Consider the following 24,390-nt stretch of genomic DNA (forward strand, 5'->3'; position numbering starts at 1 on the left):
GAGGCCGATATGAACCGTGCCCACAACTTCAACCCAGGTCCTGCCGCCCTCCCCCTGGAGGTGCTGCAAAAAGTCCAAAGCGAGCTTTTGGATTTTGCCGGTACCGGCATGTCCATTTTGGAGGTGTCCCACCGCTCCAAGGACTACGAAGCGGTGCACAACGCCGCCCAAAGCTTGATGCGCGAGCTCTTGGGAATCCCCGAAAACTACCACATCCTGTTCCTCGGCGGAGGCGCCTCGCTGCAGTTTTCCATGGTGCCCATGAACCTCCTGGGCCCTGGGGTGTCCGCGGACTACGTGATCACCGGTGCCTGGTCGCAAAAGGCTTTTAAGGAAGCCAAGCTGGTGGGAAACCCGCGAGTTGCCGCTACCACCGAGGAAGACGGCAAGTTCACCCGCATCCCCAAGCAGGAAGAGCTGCAACTGGACCCCCAGGCTCGTTATGTGCACATCACCTCCAACAACACCATCTTCGGCACGCAGTGGCACACCTTCCCCAACACCGGCAACGTCCCCATCGTCGCCGATATGTCCTCCGATTTCCTCTGGCGCCCCTTCGACATCAAACCCTTCGGCCTCATTTACGGCGGGGCGCAAAAGAACCTGGGGCCGGCGGGTGTCACGGTGGTCATCATCCGCGATGACCTCCTTGCCCTCTGCCGCGAAGACATTCCCATCATCCTGCGTTTCAAAACCCACGCCAAGGACAATTCGCTGTACAACACCCCACCGGTTTTTGCCATTTACATCGTCAAGCTGGTTCTGGAATGGATCAAGGAAAAGGGCGGCCTGGCCTGGATGGAGCAAGAAAACCGGGCCAAAGCCGCGAGAATTTACGGGGTCATTGACTCCTACCCCGAGTTTTACCGCGCTCCGGTGGCCAAGGACTCCCGTTCCTTTATGAACGCGGTGTTCCGCTTGCCCAGTGAGGAACTGGAAAACAAGTTCCTGGAAGGCGCCAAGGCCCACCGCTTCGTAGGGCTGAAAGGCCACCGCTCGGTGGGGGGAATCCGCGTTTCCATGTACAACTACGTGCCGAAAAGCTCGGTGGAAGAGCTGGCCCGCTACATGGAGGAGTTCGCCCGGGCCCATGCCTGACCCTGCCAGAAGAAATCACCAGGGGCGGGATTGCTCCCGCCCTTTTTTATTTGGCCTCTTTTGTCCAGTCAATTTCGCTGCCAAGCGCCGAATGGGGAATGGCAAAAACCGCCAAGGTCAGCACCGCCGCCACCAGCACCGGCCAGCGACGCGCCCCCTGGCTGCGAACGGCCGCCCAAACCCAGGCCAGCACCACCGCCAACGTCTTGGTGTCGGTGAGGTCCTGGCCCACGGGAAAACCCGTCCAGTAGGCACCAAACGCTGCCTTTTGCACCAGCGGACCCATCACCAGCCCACCAAAAGCCAAAAGCAAAAGCGTTGGCCAAACGTACCGCCGGGGCTCCTCCTCACCGAAAACCACGGCAAAACCGGCACGGTTGGCGGTGAGCATCCCCAAAAACATCGCCACAATATGGGGGAGCAAAAGCCCCAGGGGCACATGACCCTTAAACCGCACCACCACGGGCTCGGGAGGCACCGCCGACCTGCCCCCCATGATCCCATCCCGCGCCAGCATGAACTGGTAAGCCAGCTTCCCCGCCGGGGGTTGTTCGGGGAGAAACGCCGAAAGCTCGTTCCCCTCCCGGGCCAGGGCCAGAAGCTGCCAGTCATCGTGGCTGGGCACCCGCCGGCAGCGCACAAAGCCGGTCACCGGCCCCCCTTCAACGGTCACCGAAACTTGCAGGTCTTTGCCTACCTCGGCAGAACGGGGCAAGCGAAACCGCACCTTCTCTCCGGTTAAAATCGTCACCTCGCCCTTGATCGGCCAGGTAGGCCCGGAAAGGCGTTGCCACACCGCTGCGGCTGCCGTCAGCAGAAATGCCAAAACCCAAAGCGCGGTCTTCTTCATAGCGGCGCATTCTGCCACGAACACCGCCGCAGTGGCTACAATGCCGCCGGGAGGGAGCATGGAGCAGGCACTGCAGGACAAATTCGCACCGGAAACCCGCTGTTTTGGCTGTGGTCCTTCCAACCCCAAGGGCTTGCACATCAAAAGCTTTCCCGAAGGCGATGGGCTTGTATGCCGGTTCACCCCCGAAGAGCACCACGAGGGCTTTCCGGGCTTTCTCAACGGCGGCATCATCGGCACCCTCTTCGACTGCCACATGAACTGGACCGCCGCTTACTTCCTCATGAAGCGGGACAACCTCCCCTCGCCCGCCCCCACCGTCACCGCCGAGTTTTCCGTGCAGCTTCTAAAACCCACACCTTCCCGCCAAGAGCTCCTCATTCGCGCCAGGGTTGTGGAGGCCCAAGGCCGGCGGGTCAAGGTGGAAGGGGAGCTTGTGGCCTCCGGCGAGGTCACCGCCCGCGCCTCCGGCACCTTCGTAGCCGTCAAGCAAGGCCACCCCGCCTGGGGGAGGTGGTGAAAGGGCAGGCGCAACGTTGCTGTGAGAAGCGATTCTAGACGGCGATTTGGCTACCGCTCCGGCTGTGTTACCCGATCTTCTAAGCAGTCTTGCGCCCTCGCACCATGCCCACGAGGTAATTCCAGCGAAAATCAAAATCCCAAAGCTTCTGGCGGTAGCTCTTGGCGGGTAGCAGCAACGTCAAAGCCCGGGCGGCGCAGGCCAGCAGCGGCTTGACCATGAAGATCCACACGAGCTCCGGGTGCCGGCGGACCACCAGCCTGGCCCCCGCTCCCGCCATGCGTGCACGGGACCGGAAGTCCTTCGGCCCCGTGTACGGGTGGTCGTGAAAGCAAACAGCGTCGGGGAGGTACAGGATTTTCCATCCCCGCCGCCAAAGGCGATAGCCCCACTCGCTGTCCTCCGCTGCCGCCCCTGGGAAGCCCTCATCCAGCGGCTCGTCCAAGACCCACGACCGCGGAACCGAAAGGTTGGTTGTCCAACAGGCATCCCAGGGGATGACTTCGTAAGGCTTGAGCCTGGAGAAGTTGAACTGATGTCCGGCAGGGGCCAGCCACCGCATGTAGGGAGTTACGGGGGCCTCCGGGTCCCAAACCGTGAACCCAAGGGCGCCCGCTGGACCAAACTTCACATGCGCCTCCCAGTGGGCGCGCAAACACGCCGGGTGCGGCCTGGTATCGTCGTTAACAAACAAAACCGTCGGTGCATGAGCCACCCGGCAGCCCAAATTGCGGGCGGCAGCAGCACCAAGCCGTGGCTGGGCCACAACCACCAATGGAAAAGACCACGGCCTTTTCAAAGCTTCGCGGGTTGCTGGGTCCTCGCCGTCCAGAACCACCACCACCTCGAAAGATGGCGTTCCCTCAGCCATTTCTCCTAGAGCTTGCAGTGTGCTGGCGAGCTTGGCGGCCCTCCCGGCCGTTGGAATCACCACGCTGAGTTCCACACCACCGTTAGCCATTTCCGGCATAACTTTCAGCTTTTTGCCCCTGATCTTCCGTCCACCCCTTTCCCAATTTGCGGGAACAGACCAGCTGCCAGCACACAGATCGCCGGCGCTAGCGGATAGCGGTAACGGTCCATTACCCCCGCGATCAGGAATGGTGCCGAGTAGGCCAACGAGAAGGCGACTACTAGCCACCACGCCGGAGTTTTACGGAGAAAGCCCACCACCGCACCCACCAACAACAAACAACCCGGTACAAACCAAAGGACCCTTTTAGCCCACAAACGAGCACCGGGCCGATCCCAACTCTTCGTATCGTACAAAAAATAGAACGAAAGCATCCGCCGCATCGTATTCCCAAGGAACTTGGCCGTGGAGAAATTTGCAAGCATCTCCCTCAACTTTGACCGCACGTACCTTACCTCACCCAGGTCTCGATATTTACGGAACTCACTTGCACTTTGGCTGGGGTGATACTTGGCGAGAACCCGCTCGGTAAGAATCCCGCCTGCCTCTGGCGCGTTTCCCAAATACAACTCAAATCCAGCGTTCGACTTAACCGGAACCCAAATACCCAGCCAACCCCTTTGCCACAGGACGTATGGGGCCACCAACGCCCCTGCCACAAAACACACAACACATAGGTCCAATCCCTGCTTGCTTGTTCTTTTCGATAGCGCTGTAACCAACCAGGCACCAAGCGCGCACAGAATGAACCCCGGGAAAAGCAGGATAGAGGCTCCTGCAACGGCTCCAAGAATTGCCGCCTTTGGCACCCCGGGACGGCGGTAGTACAAAACAGAGGCCGCCAATAGCATGGCAAAGCCTAAGGTAACAAAGTTAAAGTCAAGGTGTCCGGTTACGCGGAAAATCCAGGCATCGTAGGGCAGAACCGCAAACAACAGCGCTGCCATAAGCGCCCTATCGACGGATCCAAAAAGCACCTTCGTAACCCAGTAGACCGTTAAGCAGATGAGTGCGGAACATAACAAAGAAACCATGAAGACAGCGAAAATTGATTCAAAAGAAAAACATCCAAACACTGCAAACGCCGCAGCGAAAGGAACAACGACACCTGGAGCAATCCAAGCTGTAGGCCCCGATTGCGCACCAAAGGGATCGGAAAAGCCTCGATCTTTGCAAACCAGGGCGCAAGCTATACTAGAGGCTTCCCAGCCAAAAGGGTGTAAATAGGGCTCATCGCTCTGAACGAAACGGTCCAGGAGCTCTTGTCGTTTCGGAAAAAAATAACCGTAATGCTCAGGAATTGAATAGGACAGGAAGAGGAGACGAACGAGAACTGCCAGCGCCGTTATCGCAAAAATGGAAACCCTTGCGCGCACGTTGCAATATTACTCCATTTGATGGGTTATGGGCCCATCACTATGATGAGCCCAAGAAACTCGCAAGACCTGTGCCGGACGAAAGCGCTGGTAACGGTGGTTGGGCTAAAGCGAGCTATGTCTTATCCGGACAGACTCAAAAAAGCGTAGCAGCAAGGCGGTCAGGCGATCCGGTTGTTCCAACGGCACCAAGTGACCGGATTGGGGGACGGTTTCCAGGTGAGCCTGGGGGAGTTTGTTTGCTACAAACTCTGCCATTTGGTGAAATTCCGGGATGTCGTGTTCGCCGCGAATCACCAGCACCGGGCAGGAAATGTCCTGCAGGCGTTCGGTGAGCTTCCAGTCGCGATCGGGGGCGTCTTTTTCGGTGGCGAGGTACTCGCCAGCCGGAAAATTAAAAACAATTGTTTCGAGTTTTTCGCGGGATTTGGGGTTTTCCCAGGCGGAACGCAAAAGCGGATGGGAAAGCCAGAGCTCCTGGGCTGCGTGCTTGACGCCTTTTTCGCGAATGGCTTGAGCCAAGCGCTTGAAAAAAGCCCAGAATTCGCCAGGCAAAGGGTAGTCAGGTACCAGCGGGCCCACCAGCACCAGGGAACGCACGAGGCTGGAAAAGCGCAGGGCCGCTTCCAGCGCAATGCCGCCGCCTTTGGAAAGCCCCACCACGTGCGCCGGGACGGCGTCTAGCTTTTCCAAAACCACCCGCAGATCGGCGGCGTGGTCACCCCAACGGTAGCCCCCCGGCGGTGACGAGGAACGGCCATGCCCGCGCTGGTCGTACCGAACGACGCGAAAGCCGGCGTCCACAAGCGCCGGCACAAGGTCGTCAAAAACCGTCAGGTCCAGGGAATGGCCGTGGAGCAAGACCACTGGCTCTCCCTGCCCTTCCACGACCACCCGCAAACGCACCCCGGGGGCAACGTCCAGGTCCATCACCGCACCCAGAAGGAAAAGCTTACCGCCCGCTCCAGCTCGTTGCCGGAGGCATCCTCCACGGCATCGGCATCCAGGGTGGCGTGCACCTTTTCACCGCTTACCTGCGTTTGGCTTTCCCACACCACCCACCAGCGGCTCGCATCGTAGCTGGCCACTCCCGGAATGAGGCCGGAGCGCTCGCCCAAAACCCGCAGCTTTTGCGGGTCGAGAGAAGTGGGAGACAAACGTTCAGAAAAAACCCAGACGAGCTTCAGGCGCCCCGGGGGCACCTGGGCGCCCGCCGCCGGAAAGTGGGAGGTCACCACCGGTGCGGCGCGGTCGGCAGCTTCCGGGTAAGCGGCGGCCCATTCCCAGGTGAGGTGAAAGGCCACATCCACAAGCTCCGGTGGGGGCAAGGGCGGCTCGGGGAGGTCCGCATCCTTCAGCCACTTGGAAAGGGCCACGGCCACCACTGCCACCACCACTACGCCAGCCACCACCAAAGCCACCGGCATGTGCTCCAGCACCGCCTGCACCTGCACCATTTCCCCGGCCTGGAGGTTGAACTTCTTGGGCTTTTCCGAAAGCGGGACCACCCTGCCAGCTTCGTCCAGGCGGGCGGGGAAGCGCAGGCGGTAGCGCCCCGGGGGAAGGCCGGTGAGCGACCAGCGGGGGGCCAAGGAGCGAAAAACCGGCTGCCAGCGCCCGTGCTCCCGCCGCTCCAGCTCGGATAAAACCCCCGCCGGACCGGGTTCGCCCTTCCGCCGGGCAGCATCGTCGACAAACACCACCACCGCGACTCCGGCTTCCGGGCGTCGTCCCTTTTGGCTTTGGGTTTGCACGGAAAGGCAACCGGAAAGCTGAAAGGCCAAAAAGACCGCCAGAACACGGGCGGCCAAGGGCCTCACACCCCCTCCCGAATTACCTCCACCTCGCCTGGCAAAACCAGCTTTTCTTCCGGCTGCCACACCCGCCGCACCCCCACCTCCAGGGGAAGCCCTCCCAGCCTCAAGCCCGACGTGGTGGCTTCCACCACCCAACCTTCGGGGGTGGGGTCGGCCAGGCCGCAGTCCCCCACCTCCGGGTGCAGCAGCGAAAGGGGGAGCCGTTGCAGCACCCACAGTGCCTTTTTGCCGGCCGCCACGCCTTCTGCAAACTCCACCCAAAGGGCCAGGACCTCGCCCTCCGGGGATTGCACCAGCCGGTACACCCCCTTGGTGGCACCCCGGGCCACCACCAGGCTTCCCTCCAGGCGGATGGGAGCCGACTCCCCCCGGGCGAGGGTGACGCCGTCCAGGGTGATGCCGTGGGTTCCCAGGCAAAAGGCCTCCAGGCCCTGGGCACCAATGCGGAACTCCACATGCCCGGCGCGGGAGATGCTTTGCGCCAGAAGCAAAAGCGCCGAGTCCTCGGCCACCTTTTCCAGAGGCGGCGCCAGGTCCACGTGGTTGCCAAACTGCGTAAAGCTGCCCCTTCCCAAGCGCATGACCGGTCCCAAAACCACGGTTACCGGCTGATCCTGCACCCGGAAGGTCTCCACCACCTGCAGCTTGCCCTGCGGCTTGACGAAGCCCACCGGGGCCGCCACCACCACCCCGCCCAGCAGGCTTTCCAGGGCCTCCACCACGGTGAGGCGGGCGGCAAAGGAAAGCTCGGGTTTTTTCAAGAAGCCCAAAAGCGCCTTGACCGCCTCCGGGGTTTTTCCGGGGGTGGCTTGGGCGCGCTCCCGCTCCAGCCGCACGTAGTGCTCCACCACCTCCTCCCCGGGGAGCTCCTCGGCCACCCGGTCCAAAAAGCTCTGGGCGGCGGTGAAATCCCGGTCCTCCAAAAGCTTCTTGAAGGTGGACGCCAACCGCTGGCGCAAGCCCGCCTGGGCTCGGTGGGCCAGCTCCGAAAGCTCCCGCTCCAGGCTGGAGCTCAGCGACAACAGCCCCCTTTGCGCTTTGGCCTTTTGCGCCAGCGACAGCACCAGCTCGTAAGGGGGGTAGGTTTGCTCTAAGAGGGTTTCCGCCCATTCCTTGAGCTGCTTTCCGGAAACCTTGTTGCGGGCCTTGCGGTCGCGGACGTTTTGGTCGTAGCCAGCCTCCACGTCCCGCAGCTGGGCCAAAAACTCCAGCGCCGAAGCCGGCCGCAGGTCGGGGTCCCCCAGGCACTTTTGCAAGAGCTCGTCCATGGCCAGTGGCATGTAGTCCACCATGTCGGAAAGGAGATCGGGAGCGGTCCAGCGGGGATAGGGAATGCCGGCAAAGGCTTCGTAGGCCAAAAGCGCCAGCTGGTAGACGTCGGCGTTGGGCTCCACGGTTTCCCCATCGGAAGCCAACCGTTCGGGAGGGGCCCAGGGGGCTGTGGCCCACGCTCCAAAGCCCAGAAGCTCCGTCCGCCGCCGCAGCCGCGGAGGCACGCCAAGGCCAATGAGGGTGGCGTTTTGCTTGCGGTCCAAGACCACCAGGCTGGGGCGCAGCTCCCCGTGCACCACCCCGGTGGCGTGCACCGCCGCCAGGGCCGCCGCCACCTGCCCCACCACGTGAAAGGCTTGCTCCGCCGGCAGGCCCTGCCCTCGACCCTGCAGCATGTGCTTGAGGGTGGCACCCCCCACCCAGGGGCTTTCCGCAAACAGCAGCTCGAAGTTATCGGCGGTCAAGAGGCTTCCCGCCTCCAAAAGGCGCGCCAGGCGGGCGTGCTCCACCCTGGCGCAGGCCTGCGCCCAGGCCAGGAAAAGCTCCCGGTCCGCTTCTTCCGCCGCCAGCTCCGGGCGCAACAGGCGCAGGGCTACTTCCTTGCCCTCGGCGCAGCGGGCCCGCACCACCCATCCGGTGCGGGTGGTGTGCACCGGGCCCAAGAACACAAACCGCCCCTCCTTATCCAGAGGGGCTTCCACCGCCAGGCGCTTGAGCCAAGAGTCAACCTGCGCGCTGGTGAGCTGTGTGGCCAAAACCATAGCCACCTCCTGCTTTTCCTGAAGTTATGTTAGCACGCCCTTAGGACCGGCGGGTGGCTGCGCGTAGCGGTTGCAGAAACCTCTGGATTTCCCCAAAAAGCTCGGGGCGATCGCCGATTTCCGCGATGCGGTTGACGATGGCCGACCCCACCACCACCCCATCCGCCACCTTGGCCACCCGGTTGACCTGCTCCGGCTTGGCCACCCCAAACCCCACAGCCACACGTCTGCCGGTGAGCTTGCGCACCAGACGCACCTGGTCCTCCAGCTCCACCGGCAGCTGCGCTTGCGGGCCGGTGACGCCGGTGTGGGAGACGAAGTACACAAAGCTTTCGGCAAGCTTTTTAGCTTGCTTCACCCGCGCCCGGGTGGAGGTGGGGGCCAGCATGGGGATGAGCTCCACGCCCACCCGCCGCAAGGCCTGGTAATAAGGACCCGCTTCTTCTGCGGGGACATCGGTCAAAAGCACGCCATCAACACCCGCGGTAGCGGCGTCCACGGCAAAACGGGAAAGCCCGTACGCGAGGATGGGGTTGGCGTAGGAGAAAAGCACTATCGGCAGCGAAGAGGAAAAGCGGAGCTCCCGCACGGTTTGCAAAACCCCGGTGAGGGTGGTTCCGGCGGCCAGCGCCCTTTCCGCAGCGGCGCAGTTAATGGGGCCGTCGGCAATGGGGTCAGAAAAGGGAACGCCCAGCTCCACAATATCGGCCCCGCCCCGTTCCAGCGCCCGCAAGACGTCTAGGGTGCGGGCCGGGGAAGGGTCCCCGGCGGTGATGTACGCAATGAAAGCCGCGCGCTTTTCCTTGGCTGCCCGCCGAAAGGCAGCTTCCAGCCGGTTGCTCATAGCCGCACCCCCTCCAAACGCGCCACCTCCGTCACGTCCTTGTCCCCCCGGCCGGAGAGGTTCACCAAAATGGCCTCGGCGGGGGAGTAGCTGCGGGCTACCTTGGTGACGAAGGCCAAAGCGTGGGCGGTTTCCAGGGCCGGCATGATGCCCTCCAGCTCGGAAAGCAGGTGGAAAGCGGAAAGCGCCTCATCGTCGGAAACCTGCACGTACTCCACCCTCCTGGTGTCCTTCCAGAAGGCGTGCTCGGGACCCACCGCCGGGTAGTCCAGCCCCGCCGAAACCGAATGGGTTGGGGCGGTGTTGCCGGAGGCGTCCTGCAGCACGTAGGTGTAGGTGCCGTGCAGCACCCCCGGTGAGCCGCCGGCAAAGCGGGCGGCGTGGTGCCCCAAAAGCGGCCCTCTCCCCCCCGCTTCCACCCCCACCAGCTTCACCTTTTGGTACGGCAAAAAGGCGGAAAAGATGCCAGCCGCGTTGGAGCCGCCGCCCACGCACGCCACCACCAGGCTGGGCAGCGCGCCGTGGGCTTTGCGGATTTGCAGCCAAGCCTCGGCGCCAATGACCGATTGGAACTCCCGCACCATCATGGGGTAAGGATGGGGACCCAGGACCGAGCCCATGACGTAGTGGGTGGTGGCCACGTTGGTGACCCAATCCCGAAGCGCTTCGTTAATAGCGTCTTTAAGGGTCTTGGAGCCGGCATCCACCCCCACCACCTCCGCACCCAAAAGCTTCATGCGGTACACGTTCAGCGACTGCCGGCGCTCGTCTTCGGTACCCATGTAAATCCGGCAGGAAAGCCCCAAAAGCGCAGCGGCGGTGGCCACCGCCACGCCGTGCTGTCCGGCGCCGGTTTCCGCCACCACCCGCACCTTGCCCATGCGCCGGGCCAAGAGGCACTGGGCCAGGGCGTTGTTGATCTTGTGCGCGCCGGTGTGGCAGAGGTCCTCGCGTTTGAGGTAAATGCGGGCACCGCCCAGATGGGCGGAAAGGCGCGCGGCAAAGGTGAGGGGGGTGGGACGGCCGCAGTAGTCCCGGAGCAAGGCCTCCAGCTCCCGACGGAAGCCCTTGTCCCGGGTGGCCTCGCGAAAGGCCTGCTCCAGCTCCTGCAGGGGGGCCATGAGGGTTTCGGGCACAAACCGACCCCCGTAAGGCCCAAAGTAACCGCGTTCATCCGGTAACCGCTTCACGCACCCCTCCCTCACGAACAGCTCGAATAAAGGCCCGAACCTTCACCGGGTCCTTGCGGCCAGGGGACGATTCTACCCCAGAGGACACATCCACCCCCACCGGAGCGCAAACAGCTATGGCTTGCGCCACGTTGCCCGGGGAAAGCCCTCCGGCAATCCAAAAGCGCAGGGCAAGGGGCGGGCTGGCGAGTAGCTCCCAGGGAAAGGTGCGGCCGGAGCCGCCGCCAGCATCGAAGAGGATGCGCGCCACCGGGGCGTAAGTCCTCACCAGCTCCCAGTCCACAGAGGTTTCCACGGTGATGGCTTTGATTACGGCTTTTGGCCCTCCCAGCGCCTGGCAAAGCTCCGGTGGTTCCTGCCCGTGGAGCTGCACTAAGGCAAGCCCGGCCTTTTCCCGCACGGTTTCAATGAAATGCCGGGGTTGATCGCGGAAGACCCCAACCTTGGCGGGAAAAGGCACCGCTTCAATCCACAAACAGTCAGCCACCGAAAGCGTCCGCGGCGAGGAGGGGGCAAACACGAAGCCCAAGTAATCGGCGCCGGCCTCTGCGGCCATGATGGCATCGCCGGCATCGGTAAGGCCGCAGATCTTCACCGTCACCACCGGGCCTCCAAAAGCCCTTTCAGGGCGCGCTCCGGCTCTTCCTGCCGCAGGAGGTACTCGCCAATCAAAAAGCGCCGCACACCTTGGGCCACAAGCTGGGAAAACTGCCCGGGGTCTTTAACCCCCGACTCCAGCACCCCCACCACCCCAGAAGGCAAACCTCGCACCAGAGCTGCTGCCGCTTCTACCTGGACCGTGAACGTCGCCAGGTCTCGCGAGTTGACACCCAAAAGCGTAGCCCCGGCATCCAGCGCCCGCTGCACATCCTCCTCGTTGTGGGTTTCCACCAGCGGCTCCAAACCCAGCTCCCGGCAGCACGCCACCATTTCCGAAAGCAGCGAGCCGGGAAGTACCCGGGCAATGAGCAGCACGGCATCGGCCCCGCTGGCCAGGCCATGGGCCAGGTGTTCAGGGCGGGAAAAGAAGTCCTTCTGCAACACCGGCAAGCTGGTGGCTTGCTTGACCTCAGCCACCCACCGACTGTCCCCGCCAAAGTACCGGGGCTCGGTCACCACCGAAATGGCGGCCGCACCCCCCCGCTGGTACGCCCGGGCCAGCCCCGCGGGATCCATGGGCTCCCGCAGTACGCCGGCGGAGGGGGACTGTCTCTTCACCTCGGCAATGATCCTCACCCCCTCCTCGCTGAGGGCTTGCAGCAAGCTGCGGCGGGGAAACTCGGGATTCGAGGCTTTCGGTGGTTCAGCAAAGCGCGCCGTGCCGGAGGCCACCAAAAGCTCCAGCCAGTTCTTACCCATGGGAAAGCTCCCGCGCCTTGCTCAAAAGCTTTTGCCAAAAGCCCAAAGCGGTGCCGTGCTTTAGCGCCGAGCTGGCCAACTCGTAGCCCTCGGCTACCGTGGCCGCCCGGCCAGCCACCACCAGCGCTGCCGCCGAGGCCAAAGCCACCGCCGGCGCTGCGGGGTCCGCTTCTCCCCCCAGCATGGCCAAAAGCCTCTGGGCGTTCTGGACGGCCTCCCCCCCGAGCAGATCCTCCCGCCCCACCGGGGGAACTCCCAGGGTTTGGGGGTCCAAAAGAAACTCCCGCACCACTGCCCCCTCCCGCACCTCCACCACCCGGGTGGGAACGCTGGGGGAAAGCTCGTCCATGCCGTCCTCGCTGTGCACCACCCACACGTGCTCGGCCCCCAGACGGGCCAACGCCTCCGCCACCAGGTCCTGGGCCGGCAAGGAAAACACCCCCACCACCTGCCGTTGCACCCCCGCGGGATTGGCCAAAGGCCCCAAGAGGTTAAACACCGTGCGCAAACCCAGCTCCCGCCGCACCGGCGCCACCACCTTCATGGCCGGGTGAAACGCGGGCGCAAAGAGGAAGGCAAACCCCTCCTCCTGTAACAACCGCTCCAAAGCTTCCGGCGCCAGGGTCAAAGGCCAGCCCATGGCCTCCAGCACATCGGCGGAACCGCAGCGGGAAGACACCGAGCGGTTGCCGTGCTTGGCCACCGGAACCCCCAGGCTTGCGGTGAGGATAGCGGCAGCGGTGGAGATGTTGAGGGTGCCCGCGCCGTCCCCGCCGGTGCCGCAGGTATCCACCGCCCCCGTTGGGGCGGAAAGGCGCACCGCAAACTCCCGCATGACCCGCGCCGCCTCCGCCACCTCGGAAGCCGTTTCCCCCTTGGCCCGCAGCGCCACCAGAAAAGCCGCCTGCTGGGCGGGCGTGAGCTCGCCCCCCATAAGGGCGGAAAAGGCCTGGCGCATGAGCTCCGGAGCAAGCTCTCGGCCAGAAAGCAGCGTTTCCATGGCAACCTTGAACATCGCTTCCCCCTTTTAGCTTGCCAGCTCCAGGAAGTTGGCCAGCAAGTCCTTGCCGCGGTTGGTGAGATAGGACTCCGGGTGGAACTGCACGCCAAAGTGCGGGCGGCTCCTGTGCTGGAGGCCCATGATGAGCCCGTCCTCGGTCCAGGCGGTCACCAAAAGCTCAGCAGGCAGGCTTTCCCGGCGCACCACCAGCGAGTGGTAGCGCGTGGCCAAGAAAGGGTCCGGCAGCTTCCGGAAGATGCCGACGCCGGCGTGGCGGATTTCCGAGGTCTTGCCGTGGCGCGGCTCGGGAGCCCGCACCACCTCCCCGCCGTAGGCCACCCCCAGCGCCTGATGCCCCAGGCACACCCCCAAAATCGGCACGTGGGGGGCCTTTCGGAAGAGCTCCACGCAAACCCCGGCGTTTTCCGGCCGCCCGGGACCTGGGGAAATCACGATGGCCCGTGGCTTTTTGGCCAGAAGCTCCGGGACCGTGGCTTGGTCGTTGCGCACCACCTGCACCTCTTCCCCGGCGGCCAGCTCCCACAGGTACTGCACCAGGTTGAAGGTGAAGGAGTCGTAGTTGTCCACCATGAGGATCATGGCTCCATCCCTCCGGCCAAAAGGCAGGCCGAAAGCAGCGCCTGCACCTTGTGCCCGCATTCGGAAAGCTCCCGCTCGGGCAGCGAGTCAAACACCACGCCGGCGCCAGCCTGCAGGTGCACCTGTCCACCCGTAGCCACCGCGGTGCGGATGGCAATGCAGGCGTCCATGTCGCCCCCCACGTCAAAGTAGCCCACGGCGCCGCCGTAAATCCCCCGCCGCACCGGCTCCAGCTCCTCAATGAGCTCCATGGCCCGCACCTTGGGGGCACCGGTGAGGGTACCGGCGGGAAAGCAGGAAAAAAGCACGTCCAAAGCGTCTTTTCCGGCCTGCAGGCGGCCGTTTACTTCGCTTACCAAGTGCATGACGTGGGAGTAGCGCTCCACCGCCATGAAGCGCACCACGTTCACGCTACCCGGCCGGCACACCCGCCCTAAATCGTTGCGCCCCAGATCCACCAGCATGAGGTGCTCGGCCCGCTCCTTTTCGTCGTTGCAGAGCTCCCGCTCCAGGGCAGCGTCCTCCTCGGCCGTGCGCCCCCGGGGACGGGTTCCGGCAATGGGACAGGTGGTGGCCACCGCCCCCCGCAGGCGGGCCAGGGTTTCCGGGGAAGAACCCAGCACCTGGGCCTGACCGGTGTCCAGGAAGAACATGTAGGGGGAAGGGTTGGTTAAGCGCAGCGCGCGGTAAAGCGTGTAGGCCGAAGCTTCCAGCGGCAAAGACCAGCGGCGGGAAAGCACAATTTGAAAGATCTCCCCCGCACGGATCGCTTCTTTCGCCTTTTCCACCGCCCGCAGGAACGCCTCATCCTCAGGCACCACGGTAGCCGAAGCAGGAACCGCATCCGCCACCTCGGGAATGGGAGCGGGGGCAGCGGCTTCCAACGGCTTGGCCAGCACCGCGGCCAACTCGTCGAGCTCGGCTAAACCCCTGGCGTAGGCTTGCTCCACCCCTAGCTCCCGGGGGTCCGGGGTGGCCACCAAAAGCAAGCGCTGGCGGACCCGATCCAGGGCAGCCACCACACGGTAGTCGCCAAACCAGGCCTCGGGCAGCGCCAGGGGGTCGGGGAGGCGATCGGGCAGGCGCTCCAGGTAGCGCACGGTGTCGTAGGCCAGGTAGCCCACCGCCCCACCCACAAAGGGAGGGAAAGCCTCCAGCTGCGGGCGCCCGGGGCCCACCAGCAAGCGGTGCAAGCTGGCAACCGGCTCGCCCGGCACGGGCTTGCCGTCCACCGCCACCTGGCCGGCGCGCAGGGTTATGACCCGGCGAGGGTTGGCTCCGGCAAAGGACCACCGCGCCACCCGCTCCCCCCCTTCCACCGACTCCAGGAGAAACGGGTGACACCCCCAGCGGGCCAGGCGCAGCAGCATGCCGTAAGGGGTGACCGTATCGGCGGTGAGCTCCCGCACGATGGGCACCACCGGAAACTCCGCGGCCAAACGGCGGTAGGTGGGCAAATCGGGGACGTTCATGGGCGCCCTCCCAGCCCCCGGGCTTCCAGCTCCCGGTTGACCGCCTCCACCGGAACGCCTTCCGCCACCAGCACCACCGCCAGGTGGTACAGAAGGTCCGCCAGCTCCTGCACCAGCCTCTCAGGCCCCTGGCCGCGGGCGGCCAGCACCACCTCTCCGGCTTCCTCCACCAGCTTTTTCAAAGCCTCATCCGGGGAGGCCAAAAGCCTCGCCGTGTAGGAGCCTTCCGGGGCCTGCTCCTGCCGGGCCCGGATCATGCGCAGCAAGCCCAAAAACGCTGGAACCGGCACCCACCCCTGGCCGTAAACGGGCCGGTGGAAACAGCTCGCTTCCCCGGTGTGACAGGTAGGGCCCTGCGGCACCGCCAGAACCAGCAGCGCGTCGCCGTCACAGTCGGCCACCATCCCCCGCAGCGCCAGCCGGTTCCCGGAGGTTTCCCCCTTTTGCCAAAGCTCGTTGCGGGAACGGGAGAAAAAGTGCACCAGCCCGGTTTCTAGCGTTTTTGCCACCGCTTCGGCGTTCATGAAGCCCAGCATCAGCACCTCCCCAGTTAGGGCGTGCTGCACCACCGCGGGAACCAAGCCCCGCGGGTCGTACCGCAAGCTCTCCTCTACCCCCACGCTTCCTCCCAACGAACCGGGACCCCTGCTGCTGCCAACCTCCGCTTGAGGTCAGCCACCGTCATCTGCTGCTGATGAAAGATGCTGGCCGCCAGGCCGGCATCGGCGCCCGCTTGAAAAGCGGCCACAAAGTGCTCCGGCAAGGTGCCGCCGCCGGAGGCCACAATGGGCACGCTCACCGCCTTTCGCACCGCCGCCAGCAGCTCCACATCGAAGCCCTGGCCGGTGCCGTCACGGTCTATGGAGGTGAGCAAAAGCTCGCCGGCCCCCCGCTCCACCCCCTCCTGCACCCAAGAAACCACATCGCGACCGGTGGGCACCGTGCCGCCGTGGGTGACCACCTCGAAGCCCCAGGGGGCCCGGCGGGCGTCCACCGCCAGCACCACGCTTTGACTACCCAAAAGCGCCGCCAGCTGCGAAAGCAGCTCGGGGTTGGCCACCGCCGCCGAGTTCACCGCCACCTTATCGGCGCCGGCAGCCAGCAGCTTTCGTGCATCCTCCACCGTTCGCACCCCACCTCCCACGCAAAACGGGATGTCCAGCACCTCCGCCACCTGGCCCACCACCCAACGCATGGTTTCCCTTCCCTCCACGGTGGCGGAAATATCGAGAAAAACCAGCTCGTCGGCGCCTTCGTCGCGGTAGCGCTGGGCCAACGCCACAGGATCCCCCATGGTGCGCAGGTCCTGAAAACGCACGCCCTTCACCACCCGGCCGCGGTCCACATCCAAGCACGGAACGACCCGGAAAGCTCCCACCTCAAGCCCCCTGCACCTGGGCGATATCGGCAAAGGTCAGCTGCCCGGTGGCCAAAGCGGTCCCCACCACCACCCCTTCCAGCCCATCCCGGGCCATGGCAGCCAGGAACCGCAGCTCCTCTAACCTCCCCACCCCTCCGGAAGCCAACACCCCCGGGCCAAAGGCATGCAAGACCCTGCGCAGCAAGGGAAAATCCGGTCCATCCCCGGTGCCATCCAGATCCACCGCCGTCACCAGAAGGTGCCGGCACCCCAGCCGCCTGACCTCCCGGGCAAAATCCGCCGGCGACCAGGAGCTGGCCTCCGCCCAGCCGCCGGTGACCACCACGCCCTGGCGGCTGTCCGCCGCCACCACCAGCCCCTCGGGGTCTTCGGCCGCAAGGAGCTGGATGGTCTTGGGCTCCCGCACCGCCAGCGAGCCCACCACCACCCGGGTGGCCCCCAGCGCCCGCAGCTCCCGGTAGGCCTCGGCGGAGCGCACCCCGCCCCCCACCTGCACCGGGACCGAAAGCTCCCGGCACAGCGCCGCCACCACCGGCCGGTTGTGCCCCAAGCCCAAAGCCGCATCCAAATCCACCACGTGCACCCCCGCAACGCCCCCCTCCTGCCAGCGCTGCGCCAGCGCCACCGGATCCTCGCTCACCACCCAGGCGGTTTCGGGTCTGCCCTGGCGCAAGCGCACGGCCTTGCCGCCCAAAAGGTCCACCGCTGCCCAAACGCGAAAGTTGCCGCTCATGAAGCCCGCTCCAAAAACTCACGCAAAAAACGCGCGCCCGCTTCCCCGCTCTTTTCGGGGTGGAACTGCACCCCCACCACCCGCCCCCGCTGGGCCGCCGCGCAAAGGCGCAACCCCTCGTGCTCCACCACCGCCGCCTCATCTTCGGGGCTGGCTTGGGCGGCAAAGGAGTGCACGAAGTAAAACCACTTCCCGTCCAGAGAGCGAAAACCCCGGCGGGTGAGCTCCACCCGCGCCCAGCCCATGTGCGGCACCCGTACCCCGGCGGGCAAAGGCGAAACCACCCCGGAGAGAAACCCCAGGCCGCGATGCACACCGAACTCCGTGAGCTCTTCAAACAACAGCTGGTGCCCGAGGCAAATGCCCAAAAGCCACGCCCCGTTTTCCACCGCCTGCCGGAGGGCTCCCGCAAGCCCGGTTTCCCCGAGCCGGCGCAACGCCGGAGGCGCTGCCCCCACGCCGGGCAGCACCAGGCAGCGGGCCCCGGCTACCTCTCTGGCCTGGGAAACCACCTGCACGTCCGCTCCCAAACGGCGAAAAGCCCGCACTACGTTGGGCAGGTTGCCCACCCCAAGGTCCACCACGGTGACGGTCATAGGTGCAGGGTGCCTTTGGTGGAGGGCACGGTTTCCGAAACCAGCTGCACCGCTTGCCGCAGGGCCAGGGCAAAGGCCTTAAACGCCGCTTCCGCCGCGTGGTGCGGGTCGCGCCCCCGCTCCACGTCCAGATGGAGGGTCAAAAGCCCGCGGCTGGCCAGCGCCTTGAAAAACTCCGCCACCAGCGTGAGCGGAAAGGTGCTGGTCACCAGCGCCAGCTCCAGCCCTTGGGGGAAAGCCACCCAGGCGTAGGGCCGCCCCGATAGGTCCACCACCGCCCGGGCCAGGGCCTCGTCCAGGGGCGCGTAGGCAAAACCGAAGCGCTGGATCCCCCGCCGCTCGCCCAGGGCCTCGGCCAGAGCCTGACCCACCGCCAGCCCCACGTCCTCCACGGTGTGGTGGGCGTCCACCACCAGATCGCCCTCGGCCCGCACCGTCAAGCCCACCCCCGCGTGGTGGGCCAGGGTTGCCAACATGTGGTCAAAAAAACCCACGCCGGTGGTCACCGCGTAACCCTGACCACCCAGCTCCAGCTCCACCACCACGGTGGTTTCACCGGTGAGCCGCTCCACCCGCCCCACTCTAGAGTCCACGGGTCACCTCCTGCAGCACCGCCAGCAAAGTGTCCCCCTCCTCGGGGTTGCCCACCGTGACCCGCACGTACCCGGAAGCCGAAAGCTCCTCCACCGGCCGCACAGCCACCCCCGCCTGGGCCAACGCCTGGGCCAAGCGCGCCCCGTCCCACCCCTGGCAGCGGAGCAGGTAAAAGTTGCCGCGGGAAGGCACGGCTTCAAGTTTGGGCAGCGAGGCCAAGGCCGCCAGCTGGCGATCCCTTTCGGCCACCACCGCTTGCGCCCTCTGCCGCCCCACCTCCGGCAGTGCCGCGGCCGCTTCGAAGGCCGCCCAAACGGCCACCCCGGGGGCAAACGGGAACAGCCGCTTGGCCACCCTCTTCGCCAGCTCCGGGGACGTGCACAGGCAGCCGGCGCGCACCCCGGCCACCCCCCAGACCTTGGAAAGCGTGCGGGTCACCATCAAGTTGGGGAACTCCGTAAGCCACGAACGCATGTCACCGTCGCTTCCAAACTCCCAGTAAGCCCCGTCCCAAATTGTGGGTTTGCCGAGGCTCAACAGCCTGCGCCAGAGGGCCGGAGAGAGCTCGCCGCCGGTGGGGTTGTTGGGGGAGCACAGGAGGAGGAGGTCCGCGTCTTCGGCCAAGCTAAAAAGCTCGTCCTCGGCCACGGCAAAATCCGGCGGCTTCAGCCACAACCGCAGCTCGCTACCGCCGGCACGGCGGATCAGCCAGGGGTAAATGGAAAAGCTGGGCCATAAGGTCAACACCTTGCCGCCAGCGGCAAAGGTAGCCAGGGCCGCCGCTAAAACCTCGTTGGAGCCGTTGCCCACCAGCGTGCCTTCAACCTGCCAACCGTAAAGCCGCGCGGCGGCCTCCCGGGCCGGCCGGGCATCCATGGGCGGGTAGCGCCGCAGCTCCACCTGCTCCAAGAAGGAAAGGAACAGCTTGCGAAAGGCCTCGTCGGCATCCCAGGGGGCCTCGTTGAGGTCCAAACGCAGGGGGGCAGGCGCCACCGCCGGACGGGAATAACCGGTGCTCACAACCTCCCCCGCTCGCCGGCGCTCAGGGCTTCCGCGTGAAGGGGGAGCCCCTCCACTTCCGCCAGGGTGGCCGCCGCCCTGGCCAGCTTGGGGTAGCGGTGCGGGGCAACCTGGATCACCGCGGTGCGGTGCACGAAATCCCAAACCCCCAGGGGCGAGGCAAAGCGCGCCGCCCGGGCCGTGGGCAAGATGTGGTTGGAGCCCACCACGTAATCGCCCAGGGTCACCGGTGAAAAAGCCCCCAGGAAAACGGCACCCGCCGCGGTGATGCGCTCCACCCAGCGTTGCGGCTCTTCCACCAAAAGCTCCACGTGCTCCGGCGCAATGCGGTTCACCACCCCACAGGCGGCCTCCATGTCCTCGGCCAAAAACACCGCCCCCCACCGCTTCAGGGCGGTACGGGCCGGGGAGTCGCCGGGCAGGGAACGCAAACGCGAGCGCAGGCGGGCTTCGACCTTTTCCGCCAGGCTTTCCGAAGTGGTCACGGCCACCGCCAGGGCGTCCTCGTCGTGTTCGGCCTGGGCCAGGAGGTCAGCGGCGACGATGGCGGGATCGGCGTGGCCGTCGGCCACCACCACCACCTCCGAAGGCCCAGCGATGAGGTCCACGTCCACGATGCCGTACAGCGCCCGCTTGGCCGCTGTCACCCAGCGCCCACCGGGACCCACGATCTTGTCCACCGGCGTCACCGACTCGGTCCCCAAGGCTAAAGCCGCCAGCGCATGGGCCCCGCCCATCAGGTACACCTCGCGGAGCTCCAGGCGCTTGAGCAGGTAGCGCAGGTGCGGTGAGCTGAGGTACGCCCGGGGCGGGCAGGCCACGGCAATGCGCNNCAATGCGCTCCACCCCCGCCAGCCGCGCGGGCACCACGGCCATCAGAAGGCTCGACAGGTACACCGCCCCGCCGCCGGGGACGTACACCCCCACCGAGCTCAACGGCCGCACGCGAATGGCCAGCTCGTCCCCCTGCAGCTCCAGCGTGTAGCCCTTAAGCTTCTGCCCCTCGTGAAACGCCTGTAGGTTGGTAAGGGCCAGCTCCACCGCTTCAGCAAAATCCTCGCCCACCTCCGCCTCGCTGGGGGCTTCGGGGGCCAGCTTGAGCTGGGAAACCGACATGCCCTTGAGGTCAAAGCGCCGCACGTAGGCGGACAGGGCCTTGTCCCCGCGCTTGGCAATGCTGGCCACAATGTCGCGGACCTTTTCCTCCAGCCCCGGATCCAGCACCCGCGCCATGCGCCCGTCCAGCTGCTGCAAAAACCTCTCGCCTTTTTCCTCAGTGATCCGAAAGCTCCTCATGGCCACCTCCCAAACGGTGCAAAACCGCTCTCAATGCCTCAAACCCCGTTGCCCATGAGCCCCGGTTGGCCACAAAATAAGGCGCCACCGAAAGCCAGGTTTCCACGATCATCAGCCCATTTTCCCGCAACGTGGTTCCAGTTTCCACCAGGTCCAAAACCAGCGGCGCTAAATCCAACGTGGCGGCCAGCTCCACCGAACCCGCAAGCGGCACCACCTCCGCCCACAACCCCCGTTGCCGCAAGAGCTTTTGCGCCAGGCGGGGGTACTTGGTGGCCAACCGGAAGGGCTTGGTCATCGAAGGCACCGGCCGATCCCCCCGCGCCAGCAAGCACATCCGGCACTGCCCAAAGGAAAAACGCCGCAAGCGCAGCAAATCCGCCCCCGCTTCCAGGATGTGGTCCAAACCCACAAACCCGCCGTCCGCCACCCCCTGGGAAACGTAGGCGGGCACGTCCGCATCCTTCACCACCACCACCCGCAGCTCCCCGTCCTCCAGCACCAACCGCCTGGGGTTGGACCTGAGCGCCGCCGCCACGGCAAAGCCGCCCTGCTCCAAAAGCGCGGTCACCGGCTCAAAGAGCCTGCCCTTGGGCAGGGCCAGGGTCACCATGCCCCCTCCGCCAGCACCTGATCCAGCGCCACCGTGGCACCCACCGCCGGCACAAGCCCGAGCTTTCCCTGCGCCCGGTACTCGCCCCCGGACGCCAAAAGCCCCTTCCCCCTGGAGCCCCACAGGGAAAACACCACACCCCGGTAGTAGTGGGCGGAGGAGCGGGGCACCAGCTCGAAGCGCACTGCCACCCCCTGCGCTCGCGCTGGCGCCGCAGCCGCTTGCAGCCGCTGCCAAGCTTGTTCTTGTCCGAAAAAGCGGACCCAATTACTGCCCTCATCGAAGACCGCCTGGCGCAGGTAGAAAGCCGCCTCACCCCGCAAACCCAAAAGCGACGTCACGCCGTCCGCATCCTTGGCCGCCAGCATCTCCAAAAGCTCCGGATCCGGCGCTTCCTCCGTGAGCAAACCCAGGATCTCCTCCCCCAAACCGGTGTGGCTCACCGTCAAAGCGAGGCCCTCCAGCGGCAAACCAACCTCCTTTAAAAGACCCAACAGCAGCTCCACGGTGGCGGCTGCTTCGTTTTCCACGTTGAAGGACTCAAAGCCCAACTGCATGAACTCCCGCACCCCCCGCAGCCGCGCCGCTTCCCGCCGCGCCACCTCGCCGGCGTAGCAAACCCGCAGCGTGCGCCCCTCGGCCAGCTCCCCACTCACCGCGCGGCCAATGAGCGGCGTAAAGTCGGCCCGCACCCCCCAGACCCTGCCCTCGCCGTCCAGAAAGCGGAACCCCCCGTCTTCCTCGCCGTTAACCGGGTACACCAGGGGGAGCAGCACCGGCCGAAAGCCGCGCTCCACCAGCCACCGCATCCCCAGGTACTGAGCCTCATAGAGGCGCGCGCCTTCCGCCGGCAAAGCGTGGAGCGTCATCATTTCTCTTCCTCAAGCCCCAAAGCGGAAGCCATCGCCTGCACCGGTGGGGCCACGCCGTTCATCGCCGCGAACTGCGAAACTCCTTGAAAGAGCAGCACTTCCTTCCCCGAAACGTAATCCCAGCCGCGCTCAAGCGAAAGCTTCTGCAAAAACGTCGGGCTTTCCCCGTAAGGCATGTCCACCACCACGCACCCTGCAGGCAACGCCAGCCTTGACAAAAGCTCGTCCTCCTCACCCTCGGCCCCGGCCGGTGTGGCGTTAATGAACGCCTGCACATCCGAAAGCCTTTCGGGCTCCACCACCTGGGCTCCAAACTCCCGGGCCAGGGAAGCTGCCTTGGCCGCGTTACGGGCCACCAGGAAAAGCGAGCTCCCCGCTAGCTGCAAAGCCACCAGCGCCGCCCGGGCCGCCCCTCCGCTGCCCAGCACCGCCACCCGTGCCCCCGAAAGCGAAAGCCCCGCCTCCAAAAGCACCCGGGTCACCCCATCCACGTCGGTGAGATCGCCCATCACCTTGCCCGGGCGCGGCAACACCGTGTTCACCGCCCCCGCCCGCTTGGCCCGCGGCGCCAGCACGTCGCACAAAAGCGCCGCTTTTTCCTTCCAGGGCATGGTCACAGCAAACCCGCCGGCCACAAGCCCCACGGCATCCAGCGGTCCAGAGCCAGCCGGCTGCAGCAGGGCGGCAAGCTCCCGCTCGTCGGTCACCGTCAGCGGCACGAAGGCGTAAGGCAAGCCCAGCGCACGAAAAGCCGCGGCGTGCATGCGTGGCGAAAGCGAACGGTGGGCCGCCGACCCAATCACCCCGTACACCCGCCGGGGGCGATCGTTCAGGTGCCCCACCAGCGCTTGCAGCTCCTCCACCGAAAGCTGACCCGGGGCTAGCCGCTGGCCATCGTCCCACGCGGCGTAGGCCACCGGCGCGGCCAGAAACGGCGTCAAAAGGCGGGTGGCAACCCCTGCTTCCCCTTGCGCAAAAACGATCCCCCGCTTATGGCCGTTGCTCCCCCGGGCAAGCGCCTGGGCCAGGCGCAACACCACCACCACATCCGCCCATGAACGAGCGGTGGGCACCACCTTCACGAACCGCGTCCCCACCGACAAAAGGCGCGCCATACGCTCTTCCAGATCGGCCGGCGTGTGGTCGAAGTGCTGGGAGAGGATGGCCTTTTCTTTGGGGATGACCGACCCCAAAAGCTCCACATCGCGCTCCGCTTCCAGATCGTAAAAAGCCGCACCGCAGGCGGCCGCTTCGCGGTAAAACGCCTGCCGACTAGCGGCATCCTCCGGCCCTTGGCCACCTTCAGCTTTGGAGCGCAGCGTCAGGATCACCGGCAGCCGCGAAGCACGCACCAGCTCGCTTACCGGATAGGAAGGCGATAGCAGATCGGCGCGCACCTCCACCAACGTGGCGCCCGCCGGCGGATGGGAGATGGTTTCCTTGGGATCCCCTGGCCCGAGCTTTCCAAACGTTGCAACGATCTCCATAAAACTAACCTCCCCGCCGCTGCCGGCGGGGAGGTGGTTGTGTTCTTCCCAAGGTCCCCGCTCGGCCACGCGGCGCGAGCGGGGTTTTCCGCCCTAACGCCGCTCTGGCGTGTGGAACCAGTACCAATGGCCGTAGGTGCGGTAACCCATCGCGTTCATCACGCCACGACTGTACCCCGCCACCCGCAACCCTGTCAAGGCCCTTCCCTTCGCCCGTCTCCTCCGGCCCAGCTCGGCCGCAACCGACACCCTTGCCCCGCGATGCACTCCCATTCCATGCCGATCCCATCCAACCGCCCTGCCTAACCCCCGCACACGGAGGAAATCGCCTACCAGGACACGCGGTTTAGGAAACCGCTGCTCGACCTCCATTGAGCTCGGAAAAACCGATGACCCACCCAAAAGAGCTTTTAATCCAACTTCTTTAGTTTCTTTAGCTTCTTTAACGTCTTTCCTCTCTAGCTTCGAGCTGCGAACATCATCAGGGGCGAGCGCTTGGTCGCCCCTTCCACAAACCCGCGCGCCCGCGCGGGGCGCGACGCAGATAGGGGACCTGGCCCGCCAGCAGTATGACGAGTTTCAATCCACGCGCCCGCGCGGGGCGCGACTAGGTGTTTATAGGTGTATATCGCCAGCGGCCAAGTTTCAATCCACGCGCCCGCGCGGGGCGCGACCTCAACACGCTCAAAAAGGCGTTCGAGGCCGGTAGTTTCAATCCACGCGCCC

The 24,390-nt window shown here is 65.2% G+C and carries 25 protein-coding genes and 1 pseudogene; 2 read left to right on the forward strand and 24 right to left on the reverse strand.

All coding sequences use genetic code 11. The features are described from left to right. Positions 1–9 precede the first annotated feature (9 nt). Positions 10–1,098: a 3-phosphoserine/phosphohydroxythreonine transaminase gene (serC, locus tag EG19_RS11310; protein ID WP_038050432.1), complete on the forward strand. Its 1,089-nt coding sequence runs from the start codon at positions 10–12 to the stop codon at positions 1,096–1,098. A gap of 46 nt (positions 1,099–1,144) precedes the next feature. Here serC and EG19_RS11315 read toward each other — a convergent pair whose 3' ends face one another. Next, the gene (locus tag EG19_RS11315) at positions 1,145–1,948 is read right to left on the reverse strand and encodes a hypothetical protein (RefSeq protein WP_038050433.1); all 804 of its coding nucleotides are present in this window, start codon (positions 1,946–1,948) and stop codon (positions 1,145–1,147) included. A gap of 58 nt (positions 1,949–2,006) precedes the next feature. On the opposite strand from EG19_RS11315, the gene EG19_RS11320 reads away from it, so the two are divergent. Continuing rightward, positions 2,007–2,468: a PaaI family thioesterase gene (locus EG19_RS11320; protein ID WP_200867155.1), complete on the forward strand. Its 462-nt coding sequence runs from the start codon at positions 2,007–2,009 to the stop codon at positions 2,466–2,468. Positions 2,469–2,547: 79 nt separating this feature from the next. Here the strand turns inward: EG19_RS11320 and EG19_RS11325 are convergent, their stop codons facing one another. The 23 genes and pseudogenes from EG19_RS11325 to EG19_RS12940 all read right to left on the reverse strand — a co-directional run bounded on the left by EG19_RS11325 (position 2,548) and on the right by EG19_RS12940 (position 23,664). Further along, positions 2,548–3,438 carry a glycosyltransferase family 2 protein gene (locus EG19_RS11325; RefSeq protein WP_038050435.1) on the reverse strand — a complete coding sequence of 297 codons (891 nt, stop codon included), beginning with the start codon at positions 3,436–3,438 and terminating at the stop codon, positions 2,548–2,550. Between the two features lie 5 nt (positions 3,439–3,443). Continuing rightward, positions 3,444–4,757, reverse strand: coding sequence for a hypothetical protein (locus EG19_RS11330; RefSeq protein WP_152544050.1), 1,314 nt, complete (start codon positions 4,755–4,757; stop codon positions 3,444–3,446). Between the two features lie 105 nt (positions 4,758–4,862). Beyond that, entirely contained in the window at positions 4,863–5,687 is an 825-nt protein-coding gene (locus EG19_RS11335; protein ID WP_038050437.1) for an alpha/beta fold hydrolase, read from the reverse strand. Then, positions 5,687–6,577, reverse strand: coding sequence for an Ig-like domain-containing protein (locus tag EG19_RS11340; RefSeq protein WP_038050438.1), 891 nt, complete (start codon positions 6,575–6,577; stop codon positions 5,687–5,689). The genes EG19_RS11335 and EG19_RS11340 overlap by 1 nt, the downstream gene beginning before the upstream one ends. Further along, a complete protein-coding gene (locus EG19_RS11345) occupies positions 6,574–8,607 on the reverse strand; it encodes a protein kinase domain-containing protein (RefSeq protein WP_038050439.1) in 2,034 nt (677 codons plus the stop codon). Before EG19_RS11345 ends, EG19_RS11340 begins: the two co-directional genes overlap by 4 nt. Before the next feature lie 40 nt (positions 8,608–8,647). Continuing rightward, the gene (gene trpA, locus EG19_RS11350) at positions 8,648–9,451 is read right to left on the reverse strand and encodes a tryptophan synthase subunit alpha (protein ID WP_038050440.1); all 804 of its coding nucleotides are present in this window, start codon (positions 9,449–9,451) and stop codon (positions 8,648–8,650) included. After that, a complete protein-coding gene (trpB, locus tag EG19_RS11355) occupies positions 9,448–10,641 on the reverse strand; it encodes a tryptophan synthase subunit beta (RefSeq protein ID WP_235208738.1) in 1,194 nt (397 codons plus the stop codon). The genes trpA and trpB overlap by 4 nt, the downstream gene beginning before the upstream one ends. Next, on the reverse strand, positions 10,622–11,242 hold the full coding sequence (locus EG19_RS11360) for a phosphoribosylanthranilate isomerase (protein ID WP_200867156.1): 621 nt from the start codon (positions 11,240–11,242) through the stop codon (positions 10,622–10,624). Before EG19_RS11360 ends, trpB begins: the two co-directional genes overlap by 20 nt. Further along, entirely contained in the window at positions 11,239–12,000 is a 762-nt protein-coding gene (locus EG19_RS11365; RefSeq protein WP_038050443.1) for an indole-3-glycerol phosphate synthase TrpC, read from the reverse strand. The genes EG19_RS11360 and EG19_RS11365 overlap by 4 nt, the downstream gene beginning before the upstream one ends. Then, positions 11,993–13,015, reverse strand: a complete 1,023-nt coding sequence (trpD, locus tag EG19_RS11370; RefSeq protein ID WP_038050445.1) for an anthranilate phosphoribosyltransferase — start codon at positions 13,013–13,015, stop codon at positions 11,993–11,995. Before trpD ends, EG19_RS11365 begins: the two co-directional genes overlap by 8 nt. Before the next feature lie 12 nt (positions 13,016–13,027). Then, the gene (locus EG19_RS11375; RefSeq protein WP_038050447.1) at positions 13,028–13,600 is read right to left on the reverse strand and encodes an anthranilate synthase component II; all 573 of its coding nucleotides are present in this window, start codon (positions 13,598–13,600) and stop codon (positions 13,028–13,030) included. Next, the gene (locus tag EG19_RS11380; protein ID WP_038050449.1) at positions 13,597–15,072 is read right to left on the reverse strand and encodes an anthranilate synthase component I family protein; all 1,476 of its coding nucleotides are present in this window, start codon (positions 15,070–15,072) and stop codon (positions 13,597–13,599) included. The genes EG19_RS11375 and EG19_RS11380 overlap by 4 nt, the downstream gene beginning before the upstream one ends. Further along, positions 15,069–15,692 carry a bifunctional phosphoribosyl-AMP cyclohydrolase/phosphoribosyl-ATP diphosphatase HisIE gene (hisIE, locus tag EG19_RS11385; RefSeq protein WP_200867157.1) on the reverse strand — a complete coding sequence of 208 codons (624 nt, stop codon included), beginning with the start codon at positions 15,690–15,692 and terminating at the stop codon, positions 15,069–15,071. The genes EG19_RS11380 and hisIE overlap by 4 nt, the downstream gene beginning before the upstream one ends. Then, positions 15,683–16,450: an imidazole glycerol phosphate synthase subunit HisF gene (hisF, locus tag EG19_RS11390; protein WP_038050451.1), complete on the reverse strand. Its 768-nt coding sequence runs from the start codon at positions 16,448–16,450 to the stop codon at positions 15,683–15,685. Before hisF ends, hisIE begins: the two co-directional genes overlap by 10 nt. Position 16,451: 1 nt before the next feature. Next, positions 16,452–17,186, reverse strand: coding sequence for a 1-(5-phosphoribosyl)-5-[(5-phosphoribosylamino)methylideneamino] imidazole-4-carboxamide isomerase (locus tag EG19_RS11395; protein WP_038050454.1), 735 nt, complete (start codon positions 17,184–17,186; stop codon positions 16,452–16,454). Beyond that, on the reverse strand, positions 17,183–17,782 hold the full coding sequence (gene hisH, locus EG19_RS11400) for an imidazole glycerol phosphate synthase subunit HisH (protein ID WP_038050456.1): 600 nt from the start codon (positions 17,780–17,782) through the stop codon (positions 17,183–17,185). The genes EG19_RS11395 and hisH overlap by 4 nt, the downstream gene beginning before the upstream one ends. Continuing rightward, positions 17,779–18,375 (reverse strand): imidazoleglycerol-phosphate dehydratase HisB, encoded by a 597-nt coding sequence (gene hisB / locus EG19_RS11405; protein ID WP_053335263.1) that lies wholly within the window; start codon positions 18,373–18,375, stop codon positions 17,779–17,781. The genes hisH and hisB overlap by 4 nt, the downstream gene beginning before the upstream one ends. Further along, positions 18,365–19,396, reverse strand: coding sequence for an aminotransferase class I/II-fold pyridoxal phosphate-dependent enzyme (locus EG19_RS12925; RefSeq protein WP_053335264.1), 1,032 nt, complete (start codon positions 19,394–19,396; stop codon positions 18,365–18,367). The genes hisB and EG19_RS12925 overlap by 11 nt, the downstream gene beginning before the upstream one ends. Further along, positions 19,393–20,217, reverse strand: coding sequence for a histidinol dehydrogenase (gene hisD / locus EG19_RS14490; protein ID WP_407702158.1), 825 nt, complete (start codon positions 20,215–20,217; stop codon positions 19,393–19,395). Before hisD ends, EG19_RS12925 begins: the two co-directional genes overlap by 4 nt. Positions 20,218–20,229: 12 nt before the next feature. Beyond that, a pseudogene (locus tag EG19_RS14495) lies at positions 20,230–20,692 on the reverse strand (histidinol dehydrogenase); the annotation flags it as partial. Beyond that, on the reverse strand, positions 20,670–21,305 hold the full coding sequence (gene hisG / locus EG19_RS11420; RefSeq protein ID WP_038050459.1) for an ATP phosphoribosyltransferase: 636 nt from the start codon (positions 21,303–21,305) through the stop codon (positions 20,670–20,672). The pseudogene EG19_RS14495 and the gene hisG, both read right to left, overlap by 23 nt. After that, positions 21,299–22,177: an ATP phosphoribosyltransferase regulatory subunit gene (locus tag EG19_RS11425; protein ID WP_081800148.1), complete on the reverse strand. Its 879-nt coding sequence runs from the start codon at positions 22,175–22,177 to the stop codon at positions 21,299–21,301. Before EG19_RS11425 ends, hisG begins: the two co-directional genes overlap by 7 nt. Next, entirely contained in the window at positions 22,174–23,664 is a 1,491-nt protein-coding gene (locus tag EG19_RS12940; protein ID WP_053335267.1) for a type I 3-dehydroquinate dehydratase, read from the reverse strand. The genes EG19_RS11425 and EG19_RS12940 overlap by 4 nt, the downstream gene beginning before the upstream one ends. Positions 23,665–24,390: the final 726 nt, after the last annotated feature.

The sequence above is a fragment of the Thermoanaerobaculum aquaticum genome (assembly GCF_000687145.1).
GTDB lineage: Bacteria > Acidobacteriota > Thermoanaerobaculia > Thermoanaerobaculales > Thermoanaerobaculaceae > Thermoanaerobaculum > Thermoanaerobaculum aquaticum.

Bases quoted from the DNA above. Each gene is read 5' to 3' on its own strand.
- EG19_RS11335 (WP_038050437.1), bottom strand. From the start codon at position 5,687: ATGGACCTGGACGTTGCCCCCGGGGTGCGTTTGCGGGTGGTCGTGGAA.
- EG19_RS11315 (WP_038050433.1), bottom strand. From the start codon at position 1,948: ATGAAGAAGACCGCGCTTTGGGTTTTGGCATTTCTGCTGACGGCAGCC.
- EG19_RS11375 (WP_038050447.1), bottom strand. From the start codon at position 13,600: ATGATCCTCATGGTGGACAACTACGACTCCTTCACCTTCAACCTGGTG.
- EG19_RS11365 (WP_038050443.1), bottom strand. From the start codon at position 12,000: ATGGGTAAGAACTGGCTGGAGCTTTTGGTGGCCTCCGGCACGGCGCGC.
- EG19_RS11425 (WP_081800148.1), bottom strand. From the start codon at position 22,177: ATGATGACGCTCCACGCTTTGCCGGCGGAAGGCGCGCGCCTCTATGAG.
- EG19_RS11395 (WP_038050454.1), bottom strand. From the start codon at position 17,186: ATGAGCGGCAACTTTCGCGTTTGGGCAGCGGTGGACCTTTTGGGCGGC.
- EG19_RS11345 (WP_038050439.1), bottom strand. From the start codon at position 8,607: ATGGTTTTGGCCACACAGCTCACCAGCGCGCAGGTTGACTCTTGGCTC.
- EG19_RS12940 (WP_053335267.1), bottom strand. From the start codon at position 23,664: ATGGAGATCGTTGCAACGTTTGGAAAGCTCGGGCCAGGGGATCCCAAG.
- EG19_RS11320 (WP_200867155.1), top strand. From the start codon at position 2,007: ATGGAGCAGGCACTGCAGGACAAATTCGCACCGGAAACCCGCTGTTTT.
- EG19_RS11380 (WP_038050449.1), bottom strand. From the start codon at position 15,072: ATGAACGTCCCCGATTTGCCCACCTACCGCCGTTTGGCCGCGGAGTTT.
- hisH (WP_038050456.1), bottom strand. From the start codon at position 17,782: ATGACCGTCACCGTGGTGGACCTTGGGGTGGGCAACCTGCCCAACGTA.
- trpA (WP_038050440.1), bottom strand. From the start codon at position 9,451: ATGAGCAACCGGCTGGAAGCTGCCTTTCGGCGGGCAGCCAAGGAAAAG.
- hisG (WP_038050459.1), bottom strand. From the start codon at position 21,305: ATGGTGACCCTGGCCCTGCCCAAGGGCAGGCTCTTTGAGCCGGTGACC.
- trpD (WP_038050445.1), bottom strand. From the start codon at position 13,015: ATGTTCAAGGTTGCCATGGAAACGCTGCTTTCTGGCCGAGAGCTTGCT.
- EG19_RS11325 (WP_038050435.1), bottom strand. From the start codon at position 3,438: ATGCCGGAAATGGCTAACGGTGGTGTGGAACTCAGCGTGGTGATTCCA.
- serC (WP_038050432.1), top strand. From the start codon at position 10: ATGAACCGTGCCCACAACTTCAACCCAGGTCCTGCCGCCCTCCCCCTG.